At 63.1% G+C, this 17,995-nt stretch carries 12 protein-coding genes; 2 read left to right on the top strand and 10 right to left on the bottom strand.

Going from position 1 to position 17,995, the window contains the following annotated elements; all coding sequences use genetic code 11:
- Positions 1–14 precede the first annotated feature (14 nt).
- Together M2394_RS13335 and M2394_RS13340 are read left to right on the top strand one after the other, a co-directional pair.
- On the top strand, positions 15–704 hold the full coding sequence (locus M2394_RS13335; RefSeq protein WP_259172908.1) for an ABC transporter permease: 690 nt from the start codon (positions 15–17) through the stop codon (positions 702–704).
- A complete protein-coding gene (locus tag M2394_RS13340) occupies positions 685–1,872 on the top strand; it encodes an SAM-dependent methyltransferase (RefSeq protein ID WP_259172781.1) in 1,188 nt (395 codons plus the stop codon). Before M2394_RS13335 ends, M2394_RS13340 begins: the two co-directional genes overlap by 20 nt.
- A 240-nt stretch (positions 1,873–2,112) precedes the next feature.
- Here M2394_RS13340 and bcsQ (M2394_RS13345) read toward each other — a convergent pair whose 3' ends face one another.
- From bcsQ (M2394_RS13345) to bcsQ (M2394_RS13390), 10 genes are all read right to left on the bottom strand, one after another.
- Positions 2,113–3,039 carry a cellulose biosynthesis protein BcsQ gene (gene bcsQ, locus M2394_RS13345; RefSeq protein WP_259172782.1) on the bottom strand — a complete coding sequence of 309 codons (927 nt, stop codon included), beginning with the start codon at positions 3,037–3,039 and terminating at the stop codon, positions 2,113–2,115.
- A gap of 177 nt (positions 3,040–3,216) precedes the next feature.
- Complete coding sequence (locus M2394_RS13350) at positions 3,217–4,341, bottom strand: alginate O-acetyltransferase AlgX-related protein (RefSeq protein WP_259172783.1); 1,125 nt, start codon at positions 4,339–4,341, stop codon at positions 3,217–3,219.
- Between the two features lie 12 nt (positions 4,342–4,353).
- Positions 4,354–5,769, bottom strand: coding sequence for an MBOAT family protein (locus M2394_RS13355; RefSeq protein WP_259172784.1), 1,416 nt, complete (start codon positions 5,767–5,769; stop codon positions 4,354–4,356).
- A gap of 17 nt (positions 5,770–5,786) precedes the next feature.
- The gene (locus M2394_RS13360; RefSeq protein WP_178918525.1) at positions 5,787–6,452 is read right to left on the bottom strand and encodes an alginate O-acetyltransferase AlgF; all 666 of its coding nucleotides are present in this window, start codon (positions 6,450–6,452) and stop codon (positions 5,787–5,789) included.
- Positions 6,452–7,114: an SGNH/GDSL hydrolase family protein gene (locus tag M2394_RS13365; RefSeq protein WP_176997313.1), complete on the bottom strand. Its 663-nt coding sequence runs from the start codon at positions 7,112–7,114 to the stop codon at positions 6,452–6,454. The genes M2394_RS13360 and M2394_RS13365 overlap by 1 nt, the downstream gene beginning before the upstream one ends.
- A 16-nt stretch (positions 7,115–7,130) precedes the next feature.
- On the bottom strand, positions 7,131–11,021 hold the full coding sequence (locus M2394_RS13370) for a cellulose biosynthesis protein BcsC (RefSeq protein WP_259172785.1): 3,891 nt from the start codon (positions 11,019–11,021) through the stop codon (positions 7,131–7,133).
- Positions 11,003–12,199 carry a cellulose synthase complex periplasmic endoglucanase BcsZ gene (bcsZ, locus tag M2394_RS13375; protein ID WP_259172786.1) on the bottom strand — a complete coding sequence of 399 codons (1,197 nt, stop codon included), beginning with the start codon at positions 12,197–12,199 and terminating at the stop codon, positions 11,003–11,005. Before bcsZ ends, M2394_RS13370 begins: the two co-directional genes overlap by 19 nt.
- Positions 12,196–14,469 carry a cellulose biosynthesis cyclic di-GMP-binding regulatory protein BcsB gene (bcsB, locus tag M2394_RS13380; RefSeq protein WP_259172787.1) on the bottom strand — a complete coding sequence of 758 codons (2,274 nt, stop codon included), beginning with the start codon at positions 14,467–14,469 and terminating at the stop codon, positions 12,196–12,198. Before bcsB ends, bcsZ begins: the two co-directional genes overlap by 4 nt.
- Entirely contained in the window at positions 14,466–16,685 is a 2,220-nt protein-coding gene (gene bcsA, locus M2394_RS13385) for a UDP-forming cellulose synthase catalytic subunit (protein ID WP_178918521.1), read from the bottom strand. Before bcsA ends, bcsB begins: the two co-directional genes overlap by 4 nt.
- A complete protein-coding gene (gene bcsQ / locus M2394_RS13390) occupies positions 16,682–17,734 on the bottom strand; it encodes a cellulose biosynthesis protein BcsQ (protein WP_259172788.1) in 1,053 nt (350 codons plus the stop codon). The genes bcsA and bcsQ (M2394_RS13390) overlap by 4 nt, the downstream gene beginning before the upstream one ends.
- Between the last annotated feature and the right edge of the window lie 261 nt (positions 17,735–17,995).

Raw genomic sequence — 17,995 nt, forward strand, 5'->3', positions numbered from 1 at the left:
ATTTCGACCTGGGCCTGAACTGGGCCGTGATCATCAAATGGCTGCCCAAACTCGCCCAAGGCGCAACCCTGACCCTGGAGTTGGTGGCCATTGCCGTGATCGCCGGCCTGTTGCTGGCGATTCCGTTGGGCATCGCCCGCTCGTCGCGCCGCTGGTACGTGAGCGCCCTGCCCTACGCCTACATCTTCTTCTTCCGTGGCACGCCGCTGCTGGTGCAACTGTTCCTGGTCTACTACGGCCTGGCGCAGTTCGACACGGTGCGCGAAAGCTTCATGTGGCCCTACCTGCGCGATCCGTTCTGGTGTGCCACCGCCACCATGACCCTGCACACCGCCGCGTATATCGCCGAGATCCTGCGGGGCGCCATCCAGGCCATTCCGCCGGGTGAGATCGAAGCGGCGCGCGCCCTGGGCATGTCCAAGCCCAAGACGCTGTTCTACATCATCCTGCCTCGCGCCTCGCGCATCGGCCTGCCGGCCTACAGCAACGAAGTGATCCTGATGCTCAAGGCCAGTGCCCTGGCCAGTACCGTGACGCTGCTGGAACTGACCGGCATGGCGCGGACCATCATTGCCCGCACGTACTTGCCGGTGGAGATCTTCTTCGCCGCCGGCCTGTTCTACCTGTTGATGGCCTACATTCTGGTGCGTGGCTTCAAACTGCTGGAACGCTGGCTGCGCGTCGATGCTAGCCAAGGACGCTGAGGCACGCTTCCAGGCACTGGACGCGTTCCTGATCGAGCACCAAGGGCTGTGGCGACCACGGCCCTTCACGCACCAGCACTTGCCCTGGGAAACCGAGCATCCGGAGCTCGCCAGGTGGCTGCGCCAACGCTCGTTAGACGACGCCGAAACCAGTCACAACCAACCCCATGACCTGCCCGCGCCGGCACCTTTTCCACAGCTGGCCGCCACAGCCCGCCAGCTCAGTGCTGTGGATAAGTTATCGACGCAGCCCTTGGCGCCTGCTCATCGTCGCTTGAACGTCGATGTGCCCGGGCGCAAGTGGCAACAGATCGAAGCCTTCGGCGCCGCCCTGACCTTCACCGACACACCCCGGCACTGGCTGGACTGGTGCGCCGGCAAAGGTCACCTCGGCCGTCGCCTGTTGCAACCCGGCCAGCGACTGACCTGCCTGGAATACGATCCAGCGCTGATTGCCGCAGGCCAGGCCCTGAGTGATCACCATCACTTGCCCGCGACCCACACCCTGCAAGACGTCATGGCGAACGTGGCGATAAGCCCCGAGCACACCCCCGTTGCCCTGCATGCCTGCGGCGATTTGCACGTGCGCCTGTTGCAGTTGGCCAGCGCCGCAGGCTGCAAACAACTGGCAGTGGCGCCCTGCTGCTACAACCGCATCGGTGCCGAGCGCTATCAAGCGCTGTCCGCTGTGGGACGTGCTTCGGCCTTGCAGCTGTCAGTGGATGACTTGGGCCTGCCGTTGAGCGAAACCGTTACGGCGGGCGCACGGGTGCGCCAGCAACGCGACGTGTCGATGGCCCGGCGCCTGGGGTTCGACCATCTGCAACGCCAGTTGCGCGGGTGTGACGACTACCTGCCCACCCCCTCCCTGCCCGCCAGTTGGCTGGGCAAGCCGTTTGCCGAGTACTGCCAGGCCCTGGCAACCCTCAAAGGGTTATCCACAGGCGAGCAGGATTGGGACGCGCTGGAAGCCCACGGCTGGCAGCGCTTGGCGCAGGTGCGCAACCTGGAACTGGTGCGTGGGCTGTTTCGGCGCCCACTGGAGATGTGGCTGGTGCTGGACCGGGCACTTTTCCTGAAGGAAGCAGGCTACATGGTTGAAATAGGCACCTTCTGCGAACCGGCCCTGACCCCGCGCAACCTGATGGTGCTGGCCGAGCGCGATTAAGGGGCAAACTCTTCGTGTTGCGCCCTGTGGATAACTCTGTTGATGAATTCTTTACGGAGGCTGTAGCCATCAGCGCTACAGCCCAAAAGGCCTGCTGGTCATTTTTTGTTCATAAAATAAAATGCACGCAAAACAGGCAGTTGCAGCGTGTTGAGAACGGCTCCACAAAATGGCTGTTTCGTGACAGGCCCAACCAACCGATTGTGCATAAGCATCGCGCGCTAAGCGTATAAACGCGCTTCAGACGGTTTTTTTGGGCGCCTTCAACACCCGGCACAGGTCGTTGATATCGTCACACGCCAGGCTGATCGTTGGGCTGTCCAACGGGTCGGTGCCAAAGGCCAGGGCTTCGCTGATCGCCGCGTCGTGATGCACTTCCATCGGGGCACTGCCCAAGCGCTGCTTGAAGGCTTCGAGCATGTCCAGGCTGAAGGCATTGTCCTCATCCAGTTGGTTGATCACGTAATGAACACGCGGCGCCTTAGGGTGCGCCAGGTACGGCGCGAGCAATACCTCCATCTGGTCGAGGGTGCCCAGGGAAGCGGCATCCGCCTGCGCCACGACCACCACCACATCGGCGATGCTCAGCGCTTGATGGAAATACACGTTATTGCCGGCCTGCGTATCGATGATCAACGTTTGCCGCTCGTTCAGGCCAAGGTCCGCCACGTGCCGCGCCAGCCAACCGGTTTCCTGCTTGAGCCAGCGGTGCAGGTTTTCCTGTTGTTGCTCGGTGGTGTCACCAAAGGCAATCATCTGGCAGCCGGCGAAACCGGCTTGTTGAAGTGGGCGCCACTGGCCGTGTTGCAGGCTGGTGCGCCCGATCCCCGGCAACGCTGCGCTCACCCCGAAGTGATGGCGCAAGGCGTTTTGCGGGTCCAGGTCCAGCGCGACCACCGATTCGCCCTGGCGCTGCAAGCCGCTGCTCAACGCCGCCGCCAGGGTGCTGCGACCCACGCCGCCATTGATCGACACCAACGCTACGACTTTCGGGCGCTGCGCCATCACCTGCACCGGCGGGGCGTGTTCATTGGCACTGGGAGGGGGAAAGGGGGTGCCGTCATCGACGGGAATGCTGCCAAAGAAATGCAGGCGCGCATTCAATCCTTGGGGATCTCGGGCGACATCCTTGCCTAGCAGACAGAAAATTCGATCAGTAAGGCTCATGGCCTGAACTCCACACGGCGCATCTTAAAGACGTGAGGGGTCGGCAAGAAAGGCGAGGGCTTACCGCAGGTCTTTTTGTGTGCGTCTCTGTGCAAGCATTCTGTTACAGGCCCATCAAAGTGTCATTATTTTGGTGGTATAGCTGCCTATTTTTTAGACAGGCGGCAATTCGTCAAATTACTGACCGACAGTGATCGGATCGTACGGCGTTTGCAGGTCCCGCTCGGGAATCTCCCAAATCAACAGCTTGGGCGGCGTCTGTTTGAACGCCGGGCTCTCGAAATAGGCTTTGGCCGCGCCGGAAAATTCACCGCCGTCTTTGCTGAAATTACCCACCGGCGCATTCAGGGCTTTTTGCAGGAAGCCGACGAAGTTGGAATTGCGCGAGAACGACGTGCCGATCAGCGCCACATTCGGCAGGCCCGCGTCGCCAAACAGGTCATCGGCATTGCTGGTGGTACCGCCCGTTTCATGGGCGCTGCTCGCCGCGACCGACTCCCCTGGCGGTTGCAACTTCGGCGGCAGCCAATCCAGGCCGGCCAGGCGCACCAGGTCACCGGGACGCACCGCGAGCGGCGCCTGGGTGATGTCGAACGCCTGCTCCGGCGTGGCCTGGATGCCGCGCTGCTGGATGCGCTGCGCCAGGGCCTTCGCACCGGCGTTGGAGCCGATCTCGCTCCAGTGGGTGTCGGTGCGCAGATACGCCTCAGCGCCCAAGGGTTTCAGGGTGTCGGTCAGGTCCAGCGCGGAAACGCCAGCGGCCTGCAACACACCGGTCCAACTCTGAATCCGGCTGTCGAGCACAGCTGGGCGGTACAGACCACAACGCTCGGCGGCAGCAATGCGGCTCTTGTCTGGCACCACCACCACTTGCAGGTCGATGCCTCTGTTGCCCAGCTGCTTCTGGAGGTCGATCACGGCCTGGGCCTTGGTCTGCGCGTTGGCCTCGGCGTGGCGGTTGATGCGCAGTTCATCGCTGATAAACAGCCAGCCCGGGCAGCCCTGGCGCACACGCGGCCCGGTGTCGCCAAACGCCAGCCAACTGCCGCCGCGCTCAAGGTTAGCGGCCTGGATCGCCATCGGCGCCTTGGCCAGCTCCTTGGCAAACCGATGGGTTACATCACCGTGCAGCAGCATATCGCTGTCGACCTTCGCCGGCAGGAAACTGATCGGCCCTTTGACCATCAGCCAGGCACAGGACAACAGCCCCGCCGCCAGGAAAGGCACCAGCACCCAGGCCGCCAGCGGGCTGGTACGAACGGCCACTTCACTCGGTGGCGTCGGCGCGGTAGGAGCAGGCATGGTCGGGCGTCCTTAGAACTGAAAGTACAGAAACGGTACGGCGTCGCGGCTGGCAATCAGCGCGAACGACAACACAAACCCGGCCACCGGCCACAACGAGGCCGCCACCACAAACCACGGCTGCGTGCCAAAGCGCTGCTCGCAGCGCACCTGCCAGATCGGCGCGATGATGCACACCAGGCCCAACAACGCGGCCATGCCATGGGCCGGACGCAGGGCCACGGCCATCGCATCACCCAGGCCCATGCCGTGCAGGCCGAACTGGCCGGCGTACATCGTCAGCGCCGAGTGGAAGTCCGGCGCGCGGAACAAGGTCCAGGCCAGGCACACAAACAGCAGCGTGAGGATGTGCGACAGCACCGGCGGAATGCTCGGCAGGCTCGACCGCGACCACGCACGGTCAACACACAGCGCCACGCCGTGGGCCGAACCCCACAGCAGGTAGTTCCAGCTGTCGCCGCCGTGCCACAACCCGGCAATCGCCATGGTCAGGAACAGGTTGCGATAGGTGCGCCACACGCCGTCACGGTTACCGCCCAGGGCGATGTACAGGTAGTCGCGCAACCAGCTGGACAACGACAGGTGCCAGCGCCGCCAGAAGTCCTGGATGCTGCTGGCCAGGTACGGCCGGTTGAAGTTTTCCGGGAAGTGAAAGCCCAGCATCAGGCCCAGCCCAATGGCCATGGCGCTGTAGCCGGCGAAGTCGAAGAACAGTTGCAGCGAATAGGCCAGGCAACCGATCCAGGCGTCCACCAGGCTGGGGTTTTCCAGGTGAAACGCGATGTCGACCAGGGGCGACAAGGTGTCGGCCACCAGCACTTTCATGCCCATGCCGATCATGAAGCGCCGCGCGCCCAGGGAAAAATTCGGCCAGTTGAAATAACGCTGGTTCAGCTCGCGGCGAACCCAGTCGTAACGGATGATCGGGCCCGCAATCGAGTGCCCGAACATCGAAATGTAGGTGGCGTAATTGATGAAGCTACGCTCCACCGGCACCGTATGACGGTGCACGTCCACCAGGTAGGAAATAGCCTGCAGCACGATGAACGACAAGCCGGCCGGCAAGGCCACGCGCTGCCAATCGAGCGGCATGTAGCCGTACCAGGTGATCACCTCGCTCACGGTGCCCGCGACGATGTTGGCGTACTTGTACCAACACAGCACCGCCGTGTTGAACACGATCAACGCGATCAACAGGCGCACCCGGCCTTTGCCGTCCTCACGGGAGCGGTCCACCAGCAAGCCGCCGACCCACGCCACCACGGTCAACACCATGTGCAGGAACAGGAACAACGGGCTCAACCAGCCGTAGAACAACCAGCTGCCGATCAACAGGATGACGTTGCGCCAGCTCGGACGAGCCAGGGCATAGATCAACAGGAAGGCCGGCAGGAACAGCGTGAGGAATTCGAGTGAGGCAAAGACCATGGTGGGTTCGGGCCCGATCAGTTAGCGAGCGTGTCAGGCGCGAACAACAACCTGGTACCGGCAGCGGATGGCAATGCCAGCACGCTGTAGCGCTCGCCGGCCTTGAGGGTGAACGTCAATGGCTGGCCGGTTGGCGTACCCGCGCACTTGAGCTGCACCGACAGTTCCACCGGGTTGATCATGCGACGTTGCACCGAACCTTCGGCGGCTTTCTTGAACAGTTCGGCCTTTTGCGCCACGGCTTCAAGGCTGGCGTCGGCGCACGCGGCGTCGGCGTTGACGAAGGCCAGTGAGGCCTTCAACGCGTTGAAGTCGTCCGGTTGCTCGTGGATCACCAACTGGCGAATACCGCCTTTGGCATCGGCCACTGCGATCACCGTGGCGAATTCGCCCGGGGCCACGGTGACCGCCAGATCAGCGGTTTTGCCGCCCTGGCTCAACACACCCTTGATCGGCGCAGTGCCCCCCGATACCGGCAGGTAGTCGGAAACGAGCTTGTCGCCGCCCAGCACCAGGCTGGCCTTGGACCCGTCGGCCACCAGCTTCAACTCGCTGCTGGTGCCGTTGGCAAAGCGCAGGAACGCCGAGTCTTTTTCCGGCCCGGTGGGGTACAGCGGGATGTCAGCGCTGTAGGCGCTGACGCTGGCGAGCAAGGTCGCCAGGCCCAAGGAAATGCGCTTCATCACTTGGCTCCCTTCACAGCGTCAGCCGGCAATGCCGACAGCGCGCCGCCGATGGCCTTGGCCCACTTCTGGTAGCCGTCGATGGTGAAGTGCTGGCCGTCGGTGGTGATCCACTCGCCCGGCTTGGAGAAGGTCAGCGAGTCGATGTAGGTGCACGGCGCGACGTTGGTGGCCAGGAACGACGACATCAGCTTGGTGCGCGCGTCATCCTTCTTGTACATAGTGCCGACCTTGCCCCAGGCCGGGCCGACCCACACGCACTTGGTGCCGGTTTCGCTGATGGCCTTGGTCAGGGACGTCACGCTTTTCCACGCCCAGACTTTCGGGAACTGCGGGTCCGGGTAGGACGCCATGGTGTCGCCAATGATGATCACGACGAGGTCGGGCTTGTCTTTGGCGATCAGGTCCTTGACCGGCGTGGTGCTCATGGCGTTCTTGCCGAACACCTGTGGCTTGGCGCCCGGCAGGTTCTCAGCACCGCAATCGACTTTCTTCGGCACGATCCAATCGGCCGCACCGGCACCGCAGGCGCCGATGGTGTGGACCTTGGCGCCTTGCGCCGTCAGGTTGGCTTGCAGCGGGTCAAGCAGGTGGTCGGGAAAGCTCAAGTGGCTTTCGCCCAGTACCAGCAGGGTCAGGCCGGCAATCGCGGAAACAGGCATGGATGACTCCTATCAATCAATTCGAATACGGGGAACGGTAAGGGCTGACCGGCAGCGGCATAGGTCCACTCAGGTCTTCAAACAGGTAGCGCAGGTACGCGTTGCCGACGTACTGGCGATAATCCTGGGCGTTGTCGACACCGACTTCGCCACCCAGGTAAAAGCGCGAGCTGAGGCGGTATTCGGCAGCCGCGTTGAGGCTGTAGCCGATGCCGGTCTTGCTGCTGCTGTCGTATTTCTGGGTGGGCGCATTGGCTTGCAAGCGACTGTCCGTCGGGAAGTAATCGGCGCCATCTTGCGCGATATGCTGCACGCCCACCGAACTTTTCAACTCGTAGCTGAAACGGTCGAAGCTCTGTGCCCAGCGAACCGGCACGGCCAGGGAGAAGAAGCGTTGCGGGCTGAAGTAGCCGCCCTGCCCGTAGGTGTAGAAACCCTGGTTGTCCTTGAAGCCCATGGCCATGCCGCTGACGCCCAGTGTAAGGGTGTCGGTTGGCGTGTTGCGCAGGTACCAGTAGACGCCGCTGCCCAATTCCATACGGGTGTTGTCTTCGACGTTGTTGCCCAGCAACTGGTGCAACGACGCGTAGCCGTAGGCACCCACTTCCTGGTCGTCGTAGCTCAGCTCGGCACGTCCGCCGTTGGCGGTGACGCCGCCCCACTTCTTCTCGCGGACCTGGCCATCAGCGTCAGTAATCCTCGCGGTCGAACCGGCAAACGAGGTCACGCTGTCTGTCACCGGGCGCCGCGAAACGTTGACGCCATAGCGCAGGTTACCGCCTTCGGTGAACGGTCGATTCACACTCACGCCACCCACCACGGTGTTGTAGGTAAAGCCCAGCGGGCTCACACCGATATCAGCCTTGACGCCTTGAGCCGGGTCTTCAACGGCAACAGCCAGGCCGACGCCGTTTTCTCGCTTGGCTTTGTCATTCCCTTCACCACCACCAAAACGCGCGGCCGAAATGGCTTTGACCGCACCCGAACTCAAGCTCACCGGCGTCGCACGCAACGCCACGTTCAAGTCACCCACCGGCATGCGCGCTTCGAACGGCGTGTCCACTTCGGTGATTTTGCTCAAGCCACTTTCACCGTTGTTACTGCGCACGCTCAGGCCCTGCACCAGGTAGCCGCTGCGATCCCGCAACAGGCCATCGAGGGCACGGCGCGCCGGGCTTAACGTCGGGTTATCCAGCGCGGCAATACGCGTCGGCGGTACAAACGGGTCGCTCAATTTGTTCGACGCTACAAAACCGTTGGCAGGGACCGCAGCCCCCGGCACGGCCACCGGCGCCGGTACCGTACTGGCCGGCGCATCGATGGGCGGCGGCACGGCGCCGCGATCGACGGCCAGGTCAGTGATCTGCCGACGCTGGCCCGGCAAGCCGACGAAGGGGTTGTAGGCCACGCCCTGGGCATCAGCCAGTGCCGAGCGCGCCTGGACGCGTTGGGCGCTCTCGATGGCCAGGGCGCGGCGCAGCAACTCGGCCGCCTCGGCATTACGGCCCAGTCCCTGATAGATCTGCCCGGCAGCGGTCAGCGTTTCGGCACTGGTCGGGTCCAGGCGCAGGGCCTTGTCGGTGGCCGATTCGGCCAGGCTGCGATTACCGCCCTTCAAGGCAATACCCGCAAGGCCCAGTTGCAGGCGAGCGTTGTTGGGGTTCTGCTGCACCAGCGGCTCGTACAGCGCCATGGCTTTCTTGCCATCGCCGCCATCGGCGTACATGCGCGCCAGCACACTGATCGCCGAGGTGTCGTGAGGACGCTGCACCAGCGCCGGCGAGAGCATGTCGTAGGCCGCCACCAGGTCATTTTTTTCGCGCAGCGCATCGGCTTGCTTGACGCGGTACTGGAAGATCAGGTCTTCGTAGCGCTGGCGCCCGGCATCGGTCAGCGGCTGGCCCTGCAGGTCGCGCAGGATGTCGCCCGCTTCGGTGTAGTGGTTGGCCTTGAGCAGCACGCCCGCGTAGAGCAGCTTCTGGTCGGGCGTCGGGTTCGAGGTCTTTTCCAGCACGCCTTGCATGATCTGCAAGCCTTCCTCCGGCGCGCCCACTTCGACGTAAGCCGATGCCAGCACCGCCAGGCGCTCGGGCTTCTTGCCGGCCAGGGAAGCGCTGCGCCCGAGCAGCGCCAACGCTTCGGGGCGTTGGCCACGGCGGGCGCTCTCGATGGCGATCTCAGTCTGTTTATGCAGGGCGATGTCACTCGCCAGCTCATTCATGTCCGGCGTGCGCTGGGCGGCAGGAATGCGCGACAGGGTCGCGTCCGCCGCTTTCCACTCATCCAGTTCAACCGAGAGCAAGGTGCTGGTGTACAGCGCATCCGGCTGGTTGGGCTGGCTTTTGAGTAGGCCATCGATCAGGGCACGGGCGTTGCGGATTTGCCCGTCGCGCAGGTACACGCGCGCCAGGGCGAAACGTGTCCAGGGGTTTTCCGGGTCGGCGTCGAGGGCTTGCTGGTAAGCCGCCTGCGCGGCTTTCAAGTCGCCGCGCTGATCGGCCACCTTGCCCATCTGGGTGGCGCGCAGGGCCTTGATCTTCGCACTCGAAGAGAACTTGCCACGGTCGGCCGCGGACAGCGAGTCGATCAGCTTCAAGGCCTCATCGGGCCGGCCGGATTGCGACAACACACCGATCAGGCCACTCAGGGCATCCGGGTCGTTGGGGTTGCGCGCCAGCACTTTGCGGTAGCTGGCTTCGGAGGCATCGAGCTGATTGTCTTGCGCCTGGAAACCGGCCAGGGCCATGGTGGCGTCGGTCTTGCTGGGGTTCAGGCGTTCGGCCTGGGCGGCGAGGTCACGGGCCTGGCTGCTGCGGCCGGCGCTCTGTGCGTCACGGGCTTGGTTCAGCAGACTCCAGTAGCGCACGTCATTCAAGGCTTTTTGCCAGGCAGCACCGCCGGGCAAACGCGTGGCTTGGCCGAGGTAGTTCTCTGCCTCGCTGAAGCGCTGCTGCTGTTGGCGCACCACGCCCATGCCGCCGAGGGCATCCACATCATTGGATTTTTCAGCCAGGCGCGCTGCCAGCAACGGTTCGGCGGTTTTCAGGTCGCCTTCGTCGAGGGCCTTGAACGCCTTGACCAGCTTGGGATCACGCTGCCAGCCGCCATCGCCCTTGCCTTGGGCAATGCCTTTGTTCATCAGGGCACGGATCTCAGTATCGTCCGGGTGCTTGGCCAGGAACTGCTGGAACAACGGCACCTGATCACGGTTGGGTGCGCCGAGCCAGACCAGCGCAAAACGCCAGCCTTCATCGGCGGCGCCGCCCACGTCGTTGTCGGTCGACAGGCGCTCCATCGCACGAATACCTTCGACGCGCGAAGACGGGTTACGCGCCAGGTGCCGCGCCAGGAACAACGCGGCGATCGAATCATTCGGGCGTTCACGTGTAACGCGTTGCAGGCCGGCGATACCTTCAGCCGTGCCTTTGGGCGTAAACGCCAAGGCGTTGTAGTACTCACGCGCGATCAAGCCCTGAGGCTGGCGCCCCTGGAAAATCTGGCGGTACAGCGCCACCGCCTGCTCGCGCTCTTCCACCGGTTCACCCAGTTCACGGGCCTGCTCCAGCAGCTTGGCGTTGGCGGGAATGTTGACGGTAATGTCTTGTTCAAGCTGCAAGGCTTGGCGCGGCAGTGGCGAAATTGCACGCAGGCGGGCCAGGTATTTCTGTGCCTCTTCCGGGTGCTGCTGTTGCACCTGGATCAGGCCGATACCGTACAGCGCGTCCGGCTGCTCGGGGCTCAGGCTGAGCAGTTTCTGCCAGCTTTCCAGGGCGCGCTCGGGGTTCTTCTTCGACTGCCAGTAGTTGCCCTGCTCGATCAGCAAGGCTTGTGGGTCGCTGGTTGCAGCCAAGCTGGCGCTAGACGCCAGGGTGGCCAGAATCGCAAGGGCTAGCGTGTGGCGGCGCATGCGCCCTCCCAGAATAATTTGACCGTACCGTCTTGTTCGAAACGGTACTTTTGATCGGCAAAACCTTTGCCGAACAGGCTCAGCATGTAGTCGTAATAAAGCGGCTGCGCGGTATCGGGCGCGGACGGCGCCATGGCCTTGCCCAGCACGTCGTCGAGCTTCTGCTTTTGCAGCTGCGCCAGGGCGGTCTCGCCGCGTGCCTGGAAGAACACCATGGCCGACGCCGAGAACCCCAGCGGCGAGTAGCCATTGTTCTTCTCGACTTCACCGGTAAGCACATGGACCTTCTCCGGCGGCAGGCCATTGGCCGATGCCGCCGTCGCCCGCGACAGCCCGCCCAAGGCCTTGAGCATCGGCGCGGCGAGTGGGTCGCTCTTGGCGCTCATGCCGGCCCACAGGTAGGCGCGGATGGCATCGTAGCTGCCCAAGTCGTCGGAGTACGGATCGACCACAAACACGCCGGCAGTGGCGCTGGTGGCGCGGTAGCCCACCCAGTTGGCGGCAAAGCCATGGGGGTTGCTGTGCGGGTCGGCCAGCATCTTCGCGTTGCTGTCGGCGACTTCATTCCAGCCGCCGTTCGGGCGCTCTTTATTGAAGCGACGCAATTGCGCCAACACTTGATAGCTGGGGTTGAAGCGCCACAAACCACCCGGATAGGCATAGCCCACCGGCCCCGGCAACAGCATCTTGCCCAGGCCCGGTACACGCACGATCAGGGTTTTTTCCACATTGGCCAACACCAACTGCGCATCGGCGCGGTATTGCGGCACGTTCCAGATACGCGCCGCTTCGAGCAGCGAATAGGCGATCCACAGGTCGGCATCGCTGGCGGAGTTGGCGTCGATCACGCCCCACTCGCCGTCCTTGTTCTTGCCCCACAGCCAAGCGAACAGGTTGTGGCTGATGTCATTGCCGGCCATGTTGGACTTGGTCCAGGTCCACAGCTTGTCGAACCGCGCCCGGTCGTTGCCCACCAGGGCAAAGAACATGGCGTAGGACTGGCCTTCGGAATTGCTCTCGCTGGGGTTCAGGGACGAGTTCAGCACCCGCCCGTCTTCCTGCACAAAGCGCGTGGCGTAGTTCTGCCACAGCGGCCATTGCGCGTCACACGTCTGGGCCTGGGCAGCCCCCGCACACATCGCGGCGCCCACCACAACCCAAGCGGCTGGACGCATCATGCCAACCGCCGTTTTGCACGGGCACGCAGGGACAGGTAAATCAGGCAGGAGACAATCGCCAGGCCGAGGAAGGTGAACAACAGCATCCACCCCAGGTTCTGCGACAGTTGCCATTGCACCGACTTGAACAGGCCCAGTTTGCCGACGTAGTACTGCTGGTCAGCCACCAGTGAGTCGACCTGCGTGCCTTGCACCACCGCCAGGCTGCCCTGGATGGTGTCTTTGTATTGGTCACCGCCAATCAGTACAGCGGTCGCGGCTTGCAAGCCTGCGGGCTTGGTACTGGAGATCAACACCACGCTGCGCCCGGCCTTGAGCGGCGATTCGAAACCGGCAAACCAGGTGCTGGTGCTCAAGCTGTTGAAGCTGATGGCCGCGTTGGCCGCGTGCTTGTTGGCTTCGGCATCCGGGCTGATCCAGGTACTGACGTAGCGCGGCAGGTCGGACAGTTTGAAGTGCTGTTGCGGGCCGTCGGCGGTCGCCGGCAGGTATTGCTGCCACTGCTTGAACAACGGCTGGTCGGCACCGGTGGCGATGACCAGCAGGTCTTTATCGGCAACGCTTTGCACGTCCTTGGCTTGCACCACTTTGACGGCTGTCGCCGGGTAACCGGTGGACTCGCCGAAGCGGCCCAGGATGGTCAGGTACGCGCTCAGCTCGTCGGTGCCAAAGGTGTCAGGCAGCACCACGGCCGATTCGGACAGGTCCGCCAGGCGGGTGAACGGGAAACCTGCGTCATTGAACACACCCAGGTTAGGCATGGCGATGAAGTGCTGGTAGCCGCTGATGTCCAGGCTCGAATCCGGGTCGATCGCGCCGCGCATGTTGTCGACGATGATGTCCCGGCATTCGCCTTCCTTGATGTAGTCGTACATAAAGCGCAGTTGCAGCTTGGACATCGGCGACGCGGAGCTGATCGGCAGCAGCACAGTGGCTTCGCGCGGCAGCGTGTTGTCCTTTTGCATCATGCTCAACAGGGTCTTGCCATCCGCCAGGTTGGTGATCGACGGCAGCGGCATGGACTTCATGAATTGGTCGTCCAGGCCCACCAGCAGCGACGAATTGGTCGACACCTGCTGCGGCGTGTAGCGGTATTTGAGGTGCAGCGGCACACCCTCTTCACGCCAGTTGAACAGATCAGGCGGCAGGCGGAAATCAACGCTGATGGCGCCCGGGTTGTAGCCCGAGACACTGAGTTTTTTCAGCTCGATCAGTTCACCCAGGCGCACCGGGCGATCGCTGGGCACCCAGTTCGGCGCGTCATAAGGACGGCGCGGTGCCAGGCTTTCGAGTTTGTCGATTACCACGCTGTTGCCAGCGAGCACCGGGCTGCCCAGCGCCACAGCGGTCGCTGCGCGCTTGAGTTCGGCGCCGTCGCGACCGGACACGATCAGCAATTTGCCCTGAGGGTCGTTAGGGTTGGCGATCAGGTTGAGGGTCGGCCCGGTGGCTTGCGCCACTTTCACGCCATTGACGTCGACGGCGTTGGGGCTGAGCACCAGCACAATGGCATTGCCCTTGGCCGGAATCGTGCCGTAGGCCGTAGGGAACGTAGCGCCACGGTAGCTGGCCATTGCGCCGAACCACGAAGACAACGTGGCCGCCGCTTCCAGGGTGGCGTTATCCGGCGCGGTGGCGAACACGAACGGCAGGTTGACCTGGCGGGCATCGCGCTTGTCGAAGAACGGCAGCGGCAACACCGACAGATCATCTTTCAACTGGATCGACGAAACCTGCACTTTCAGTTCGCTGGTGTTGCTGATTTTCGCCCACAGGCTGCTGTGCAGCGGGTCTTCACAGGACATGCTGTAGTGACCGATGAACTGCAACCGCAGGCGGTTGAACTCGGTGATCAGGTGCGGCGGAATCTGTACCACGGCCTGTTGCGCCGTGCCGGCACCCTCTTTGGGCAACGGCAGGCTGGCGGCGACTTCGTCGTTGACCAGCACGTTGATCTGCGAGAGGTCCGCCAGCAACGCCGGCGAATAGCTGTAGTTGAGCAACAGTTGGGCGCCCGTTACTACCTGGTCGGCGCGGATGTCGAAGTTGACGCTGTCGGACGACTCCACACCCTGCAGGTTCATCGTGTCGCGACGGCCCAATTGCTTGAGCGTGAGGCTGTAGCCGTTCTCGGCACCTTGCGCGGCAACGGGGGCAATCGCTGCTTTGTCGGCCGCCTGCAGCAGCGGGCTCAGGCCCAGCAGCGAAGCGATCATCAACGCGCGTGCGGCACGCGAAGGGGCGCGCGCGAAAAGAGGTGTGAAGGTCATGGCTTGTCCATCAGCGTATCAAGCGGTTGTGAGGGCGTGCGGCGCAGGGCCATACGTAATTCATGCAGGGTGGCGCGGCACAACGTGAACAGACCACCGATGCCGATACCGCCGACTTCGCGCAAGGCGGCCAGCGGCGTATCGGGTTGGCCGGCACCCCAGCTGGCGGCCCAGGTGTCGGCACGTGAGAACGTCAGGCGCACCAGTTCGCTTTGCTCGCGCAGGCTCAATGACTCGAACTGCGCACCAATCTGGGTACCTTTGCTGAACGCCACTCGCGCCTGGAACAGGTTGTCCTGACCGTTGCGCGCCAACACCAACTGCACCCGTTCGCCTTGGACAATGGAGTGGCCATCATCGAGGATCAGGCCGAAGCCGTTCTGCGAAAAGTCCTGGGTGATCCCGTGAAGCACGCGACCGTCGGAACAGATCACACTCACTGGCAGCTTCGCACTCACACGCGGCTCGGAACGCACCTGGCGCGTCTCGGAGGCCACGGCCACGGCGGCGCTGGTGATGATCAGGTTGTAGAGGGTCCAGGTCATGTTGATGGCGACGGTGACGGCGGTGTTTTCCGCGCCGTACACCAGTTGATGCACGCCAAAGCCCAGGCCCACCAGGTTCACCACCAGCAACACCAGGTAGGGGCGCGCCAGTTTCCAGTCGAAGAACTGCTTGTCGATGATGCCGCCCTTGTCGGTAACGTTGAAGCCACCGGCCTTGGGGTTGACCAGCGCCACCAGCACCGGCGGCAGGATGTACCAGGCCAGTACCGTCTCGTACACCTCGTTCCAGAACGAGTGGCGGAAACGCCCCTGGATCCGTGAGTTGGTCAGGCTGGAGTGCACCAAGTGCGGCAGTACGTAGGCCACGATCATCAGGGCCGAGGCGTGGAAGATCTCGGCACCGAATACCAGGTAAGCCAGCGGCGCGGTGAGAAACACCAGGCGTGGCAAACCATAGAAGAAGTGCAGCATGGCGTTGGCGTAACAGATGCGCTGGCCCCACTTCAGGCCTTTGCCCAGCAGCGGGTTGTCGGTGCGGAAAATCTGCGCCATGCCCCGCGCCCAGCGAATCCGCTGGTTGATGTGCCGTGACAGGCTTTCGGTCGCCAGGCCCGCAGCTTGCGGGATGGCCAGGTAAGCGGTGTTGTAGCCCAGGCGGTTGAGCTTGAGCGCCGTGTGGGCGTCTTCGGTCACGGTCTCGACGGCCACGCCGCCGATTTCCAGCAGGGGCTTGCGACGGATCACCGCGCAGGAGCCGCAGAAGAAGGTGGCGTTCCACAGGTCGTTGCCGTCCTGCACCAGGCCGTAAAACAGCTCGCCCTCGTTGGGTACGGCGCGGAAGGTGTCGAGGTTCTTCTCGAACGGATCCGGCGAGAAGAAGAAGTGCGGCGTTTGCAGCATCGCCAGCTTCGGGTCTTTCAGGAACCAGCCCAGGCTGACTTGCAGGAAGGAGCGCGTCGGCACGTGGTCGGCGTCGAACAGGGCGACGTATTCGCCGTCGGTGACCTTCAAGGCTTCGTTGAGGTTACCGGCCTTGGCGTGGAAGTTGTTGTCGCGGCGGATGTAGTTGACGCCGATCTTGCGGCAGAAGTCGCGGAAGTCGTCGCGACGGCCGTCGTCCAGCACGTGGACGCGCAGCTTGTCTTTTGGCCAGTCCATCGCCTGGGCGGCGAAGATGGTCAGTTTGACGATGCTCAGGGCTTCGTTATAGGTGGGGATGAACACGTCGACCGTCGGCCATTCTTCCGGCTCGGTCTTGAGCCACACGGGCTGGCGGCGCAGGGGCCAGGCGGTTTGCACGTAGCCGAAGATCAGCACGACCATGGCGTAGAACTCGGCCGCCACCAGGCCGTAGCCGAAGAACATGTCGACCCAGGTTTCAAACCCGAGGGTGGAGGTGAGTCGCCAGAAGATGTAGCGCAGCGACGCCACCAGCGACAACACCACCAGCGCGAGGATCGCCAGGCGCCCCGGGATCTTGCGCAATACCAGCACCGCCAGGAAGCACACGCCGGCAAACAGGAACTGGCTGTAGAGGTCCAGCGGTGCAGCGATGATGCTCATCAACAGCAGGGCGCCGAGCACGCCACTGGTGACAACCAGTACCGTACGCAGCGCCGCCGGCCAGCGATTGAAGCGCGCAATGGCGCCATTTAGGCGCTGTTCAGCGCGCCCTTCGACGAAGGGCGTGGAGGACGTAGTGTCGGTCATGGAAGGTCCGAGTCGATGCGTTCGAGCAAGGCGCGGCACAGGGCGTGGACGTCCTGGCAGCCGATACTGTTGACGGTAGGGTCGAGGGGGTCACGCCCGTAGGCCTGGGCTTCGCTGAAGGAAGGATCGCGGTGCACGGTACCCAGCAGGGCATCGCCCAGGCGCGTCTTGAACACCTCGACCATGTCCAGGCTGAAGCGGTGCGCGGCGTCCAACTGGTTGATCACGTAGCAGCGTTGTGGCGGTGTTTCGCGCGCCAGGGCCGGTGCGAGCAGGCTGTCTACCTGCGCCAGGGTGCTGAACGACGCCACGTCGGGCTGTACGGCCACCAACACGAGATCCGCCACCGACAGGGCCTGGCTCAGGTACACCGAATTGCCGGCCGGGACGTCGATGATCACCGTGTCCTGGCCGTTCAGCTTGAGGCTGTCCAGACGTTTGCTCAGCCACTCGGCATCCTGGCCGAGCCAGCGGTTCAGGCTCTGCTGTTGGGTGTGGTCGGTGCTGCCGAATGCCACCAGGCGGCAGCCGGCAAAACCACGCTCGGGCAGCGCTTCCCAACCTTCATTGAGCAGGCTGGTGGCGCCGACGCCCGGCATGTCCAGGCCCAGGCACAAGTGATGACGCAGGGCATCTTGCGGGTCCAGGTCCAGGGCGAGTGCCGGGCGACCCTGGCGCTGCAAGCCGCTGGCAATCGCTGCCGCCAGCGTGCTGCGACCAACGCCGCCTTTGATCGAGACCACCACCACGACGGTCGGGCTGGAAAGCTCCGAATACACCTCGCCGTCCCGGCCCTCCACCACTTCGGGCGGGTGCAGGTGGTCGGCTTCGCCGTGGTTCAGTTCTTCGAGCAAACGCAGCAAGGGAGCGGAAGGCGCCTCCATGACCGGGGGCACTTCTATCACCGGGGGCGTTTCAACGACTACCGGGCTTTCCAGAACCTCTACATCGTCCTCGAGGTACTCGTGGACAACGTTGATCTCGCGGTAACCATTCGGGTTGGCACCCAGCTTGTTGAATAGTTTTGAAATGTCATCTGCCCGACTCACTCACTGCCCCTCCCCACCCGGTTTGCGCTTTAAAGGCGATAAAAAGGTCAGCGATGTGCTGACCTTGAATTCTTCTAGTTATGTGGTGTGGGGCGCATTCTGTGATATCACATTGATGGTGTCAGTATTTTGATGCTTTTAGTTCAATTTAATCCGACGAACGGCATGACGCCATTTTTATGACAGTTTGACGGCGAAAAATGCATTCACTTAGAGAACATGAAGTTGCGCTACTTTTTCGCAAACATTGCTGCCCAGGCG

It is taken from the genome of Pseudomonas sp. BIGb0164 (genome assembly GCF_024810135.1).
In the GTDB taxonomy this organism is placed as follows: domain Bacteria; phylum Pseudomonadota; class Gammaproteobacteria; order Pseudomonadales; family Pseudomonadaceae; genus Aquipseudomonas.